The 5,091-nt window shown below is 43.5% G+C and carries 4 protein-coding genes; 1 reads left to right on the forward strand and 3 read right to left on the reverse strand.

What is annotated here, in order from left to right; translation table 11 throughout:
• Positions 1–294 precede the first annotated feature (294 nt).
• Positions 295–1,224 (reverse strand): RluA family pseudouridine synthase, encoded by a 930-nt coding sequence (locus LD39_RS13500; RefSeq protein ID WP_035547833.1) that lies wholly within the window; start codon positions 1,222–1,224, stop codon positions 295–297.
• A 424-nt stretch (positions 1,225–1,648) separates the two neighbouring features.
• On the opposite strand from LD39_RS13500, the gene typA reads away from it, so the two are divergent.
• The gene (gene typA / locus LD39_RS13505; protein WP_035547838.1) at positions 1,649–3,490 is read left to right on the forward strand and encodes a translational GTPase TypA; all 1,842 of its coding nucleotides are present in this window, start codon (positions 1,649–1,651) and stop codon (positions 3,488–3,490) included.
• A 98-nt stretch (positions 3,491–3,588) separates the two neighbouring features.
• On the opposite strand, the gene LD39_RS13510 is transcribed toward typA, so the two are convergent.
• Both LD39_RS13510 and bshB2 read right to left on the reverse strand, forming a co-directional pair.
• The gene (locus LD39_RS13510; RefSeq protein ID WP_035547841.1) at positions 3,589–4,398 is read right to left on the reverse strand and encodes a FixH family protein; all 810 of its coding nucleotides are present in this window, start codon (positions 4,396–4,398) and stop codon (positions 3,589–3,591) included.
• A 192-nt stretch (positions 4,399–4,590) separates the two neighbouring features.
• A partial coding sequence (gene bshB2, locus LD39_RS13515; RefSeq protein WP_035547845.1) for a bacillithiol biosynthesis deacetylase BshB2 occupies positions 4,591–5,091 on the reverse strand: 501 nt, incomplete at its 5' end.

The following is a 5,091-nucleotide window of genomic DNA, read 5'->3' on the forward strand; positions in this document are numbered from 1 at the left end:
GCTTTATGACCTCCTGGGTCTCTGTCAAATGATAAATCGACCAGAATACAGTCCGAATCGGATTGCAGACCTTAAGACGTTGATATCTCGTACGATCTATTAAGGAATTCACCATAATGAAAGCCGCTGTTCACCAACAGCGGCTTTCTCCTTTATGTTCCAAATGTTAACCCATAACGTCCCGTCGAATCTTCTCTTTATCTATATGATTGGTACTCTTTTTCGCTTATGAAAAGGTTAACATTTTCAGATTATCATATCTGTTTTTTGAAATCTATGAAAATTAAAAGCTGTTTATCGATTCAAGAGCCGGATATGACGTTCAGAAAAAAGCGGCGAACCTGAGGGAGGGAACGCCAGGCATTTGATAACCTCTTCGGTGAACGGGTGGACGAATGTCAAAAGTGCAGCGTGAAGGGCTTGTTTGAAGTTGACTCGACCTTCGCCCCCATACATTTTATCTCCAACAAGCGGATGACCTGTATGACTCAAATGAACACGAATTTGGTGTGTACGTCCTGTCTGCAGATGAAGTTTGAGAAGGGAAGCGTGATCTGTTTCACTGTACTCCATCACTTTGTAATGGGTTTCGGCATATTGACCTTCTGAAGAGACGCATCTTCGTACAGGATGGGTGAGGTCTTTTCCGATAGGTTTGGTTATAATTCCTTCCTCAGGTTCAACTTTTCCATGGGCCCATGCAAGATAAGTCCGTTTGATGGTTCTTTTCTGTAACTCTTTACCAAGCATGGCGATGGCAAGATCGTGTTTGGCAAACAGGATCGCTCCAGAAGTATCCCTGTCCAGACGATGGACGTACTTTGGAGTCGCATGAATTCCGTTCTCTTGAAAATAAGCGGCCACTCCATTTACTAGTGTGTCCGTTTCTGAAGGTCGGTTCGGGTGGGTGAATACTCCAGAAGGCTTGTTTACGACAAGTAGATGATCGTCCTCGTAAATGACATCAATGTTCATAGGGGCAGGGGTGACTTCTAAAGGCTGTGGCTTGAATAAGCGTATATGCAAGGTGTCTCCTGTGGTTACTTTCGTATCTTTCCAATGAACTGCATCTGAGTTGATTGTCACTTCGCGATTTGACCGGAATCGATGCATTAACTTTCGAGGTACATGCCATTCTTTCTCCATGATCCGATGTACTGTGTATCCTTCCCATTTCTCAGGAATCCTCACTTCAAACCATTCGCCATCCCTTTTCGTCTCCATCGTGTTCCCACCCCCTTTATTGTTTGGGTACCAGTTTGGGTACCAGGTACTGGTCTGGCCTTTTTTGGTGTCAGGTACCTGATGAAACTTATTTGGTACCTGGTACCGCACAAGCTCATTTGGGTACCAGGTACCTTAGCTGAATCTATTCTACTGTCCTAGTACCGGGAACGCAATAGGAGAAGGCAGGAGTTTAATGGTACCTGGCACCCATGGGCGAGACTTGGGTACCAGGTACCGGTCTGAGGTGTGCTGGTACCTGGTACCCACATGCAGGTACCCACATGCACGTCAGGTAGAAGCTGCATCTCCGGACCTTTCCTTTAAGAAAATGTAAAGAGAGTGGGGCTGGTATCGACACGATTAGATTTATGTTATAATGGATAAGTTGAATAAATAGTGATACGAAAGAGGTGTGTGCTACATGCAACACAGAAACGATATTCGTAACATTGCGATCATCGCCCACGTTGACCACGGAAAAACAACATTAGTGGATCAGATGCTTCACTACTCAGGAACATTCCGTGATAACGAACATGTAGATGAGCGTGCAATGGATTCGAATGACTTAGAAAAAGAGCGCGGCATTACGATTCTAGCGAAAAATACCGCGATTAACTATAATGATGCTCGCATCAATATCCTCGACACTCCAGGTCACGCAGACTTTGGTGGAGAGGTAGAACGAATTCTTAAAATGGTTGACGGTGTACTTCTAGTTGTAGATGCCTACGAAGGATGTATGCCACAGACACGATTTGTCCTGAAGAAGGCATTGGAACAGAAATTGACTCCTGTCGTCGTCTTAAATAAAATCGATCGCCCGAATGCCCGTCCTGAAGAAGTTGTAGACGAGGTCCTTGACCTGTTCATTGAACTAGGTGCGGATGATGATCAGCTTGATTTCCCTGTTGTTTATGCTTCTGCCTTGAATGGTACATCTGGAGAAGAGCCAGAAGAACAGAACGAAACAATGGAACCAATTTTCAAATTGATCATGAACAATATCCCTGCTCCAGTAGATACTCAGGAAGATCCTCTGCAATTCCAAGTAACGCTGCTTGATTACAACGATTACCTTGGACGTATCGGGGTCGGCCGTGTATTCCGCGGAAGCATTAAAGTCGGACAGCAAGTATCCTTGATGAAAAAAGACGGTTCTGTGAAAAACTTCCGTGTCAGCAAGCTTTTTGGTTTCATCGGCTTGAAGCGAATTGAAATTGAAGAGGCGAAAGCCGGCGATATTATTGCGCTAGCTGGTATGGAAGACATCAACGTTGGGGAAACGGTCTGCCCTCCGGATCATCAGGAAGCGATGGAAATCCCTCGTATTGATGAGCCGACGTTACAGATGACGTTCCTTGTCAACAACAGTCCATTTGCTGGCCGTGAAGGTAAATATGTAACGGCACGACAAATCGAAGAACGTCTACTGACTCAACTTGAAACAGACGTAAGTCTGCGTGTAGACCCAACCGATTCTCCGGATGCCTTTACCGTATCTGGACGTGGTGAATTGCACTTGTCTATTCTTGTAGAGAACATGCGTCGTGAAGGTTTCGAACTTCAACTATCAAAACCTAAGGTTATCCTTAAGGAAATTGATGGGGAGGTTTGCGAACCCGTTGAGCGTGTGCAAATCGATACACCTGAGGACTACCAAGGTGCCGTTATGGAATCCATCGGTTACCGTAAAGGTGAGATGCAGGATATGGTCAATGATGGAAATGGACAAGTTCGTCTTGAATTTCTTGTTCCTTCCCGTGGCCTGATCGGTTATTCTACGGAATTCATGACACAGACACGTGGTTACGGAATCTTGAACCATACGTTTGATGGCTATGCGCCTCTAACTAAAGGTCAAGTTGGAGGCCGTCGTGAAGGTGTTCTTGTTTCTTTGGATAAAGGAAAAGCATCTACGTACGGAATCATGAACCTTGAGGATCGTGGTACGATCTTTGTTGAACCTGGTACTGAAGTTTATGAAGGGATGATTGTTGGTGAACACAATCGTGAAAATGACTTAACCGTCAACATCACGAAAGAAAAACACCTGACTAACATCCGTTCTGCTAACAAAGATACAACGAATACCATTAAGAAAACTCGTCAAATGACACTTGAAGAAGCGATCGAGTATCTTGATGATGATGAGTATTGCGAAGTAACGCCTCAAAATGTCCGCCTTCGTAAGAAATATCTCAACAAAAACGAACGTGAAAAAATGGCTAAGAAGAAGAAACTGCAAAACGCAGATATCTAAACTTTAAAGTCGGAGCTAGAAGAATATACAAAAGCGCCTGAACCTACTGAGAGGTTTCAGGCGCTTTTTTGTGCTCATCTATAGTGCTCTTGTTTTTCTTATTTTATAACTTCGATAGTTTCTTCCTTGTGACCATGGATTTCTTTATCCGGCTTTTCATAGTGAACATTGATGGTATAATCTCCTGCAGAAGGGAACGTGTAAGTGGCTTTGTATTCTCCAGGTTCAAATTCTTCTGCATCAATAAATGCGTGCCTTTCCATTTGATCAGAACTGATTTCAAAACGAACCATTGCATCTTCAAATGGGGATTCCATCTGACTCACGTGGGCAGTAAGAGTGGATTCTTCCCCTGTCTTAAATATTTGATCGGTCATTAAGTGAACCATGAATTCTTTATTGCCATGACTGTAACCGTCGCTCTCCCCGGAGTCATGAGAACTGTCTTCACCAGTCGTGTCTTCTTTTGCTGCCTGGTCTTTTTCTTTGCCTACAGTGACTTCTTTTTGTGGCATCGTGTGAAGGTCACCTACCTGAGTATGAGCAATAACTTGATAAGTACCAGCTTTTTCAAAAGTGTAGGCGGCTTCATAAACACCGTCTTTCGTGTGGGAGGCTTTAACTTTTTCAGAACTGTCTTCACCATCCGCATCGTTCCAAATTTCAAACTCAACGTATTCGGCATCTTTGACTTTTTCATCTCCTTGAATAACCACCGCCTGGATCACTGTTTCTTCGTTTACGGGGAGAGGCTGCTCTTTAAATTGAACCTCTACTTCAGGGGGAGTAAGGGATTCTGCGCTTGATTCATCTTCTTGGGCCGCTCCTTGTTCTTGATCAGAGGAACCACAAGCAGCTAGAAATAAAATAAGAAATATAAACAAGATGGTAGCTGTTAGTCTTTTCATCGTAAAATCTCCTTTCTTATGGACTCCAGTTCATAGAATATCACTTTCATCTTAGACAAACGACCGCAAAATTAGACATTTTGTGAAAATGCCATGACATTCTACATAAAGATATCGTTTTAGAGTCGTTTAAAGATCATTGAAAATGAAAAGAAGCTGAACTCTGAGGTGAGTTCAGCTCTTATGTGCGTTTTAGGTGACTTGGTCTTTATCCCAATTATAGGTGTAGAATCGTTCATTCGTAACCCATTTCATTGCTTCAGGGTCCTTTGCTTTAATGCCTTCTTCTAACATTTCAAGCATCCTCGCAGTTTGAGAGATATGAGCTCTCATCGCATTCAGTTTATCTTCTTGTACAGCTTGAATATCATTGATAACGTCGGGCTTGCCCAGATCCTGTTCCGTATTATTGGCAAAAGCGACCGCGTGGAATTTTGGTCTTGCCTCTGGTTTTATATCCCTGATTGCTCTTACAACAGCTCGTGCTGTCGCTTCATGGTCAGGGTGCACCGCGTAGCCTGGATAGAAACTGATGACTAGAGAAGGATTGAGTTCATCAATCAGATCTTTAACCATGTTTTTCATTTGTGTGTCATCTTCGAACTCCAATGTTTTATCACGCAGACCCATCATTCTTAGATCTTTAATCCCCATTGCCTCAGCTGCTTTGACCAGTTCCTTCCGACGGATCTC

The organism is Halobacillus sp. BBL2006 (assembly GCF_000786645.1).
GTDB lineage: Bacteria > Bacillota > Bacilli > Bacillales > Halobacillaceae > Halobacillus.

Bases quoted from the DNA above. Each gene is read 5' to 3' on its own strand.
- LD39_RS13510 (WP_035547841.1), bottom strand. From the start codon at position 4,398: ATGAAAAGACTAACAGCTACCATCTTGTTTATATTTCTTATTTTATTT.
- typA (WP_035547838.1), top strand. From the start codon at position 1,649: ATGCAACACAGAAACGATATTCGTAACATTGCGATCATCGCCCACGTT.
- LD39_RS13500 (WP_035547833.1), bottom strand. From the start codon at position 1,224: ATGGAGACGAAAAGGGATGGCGAATGGTTTGAAGTGAGGATTCCTGAG.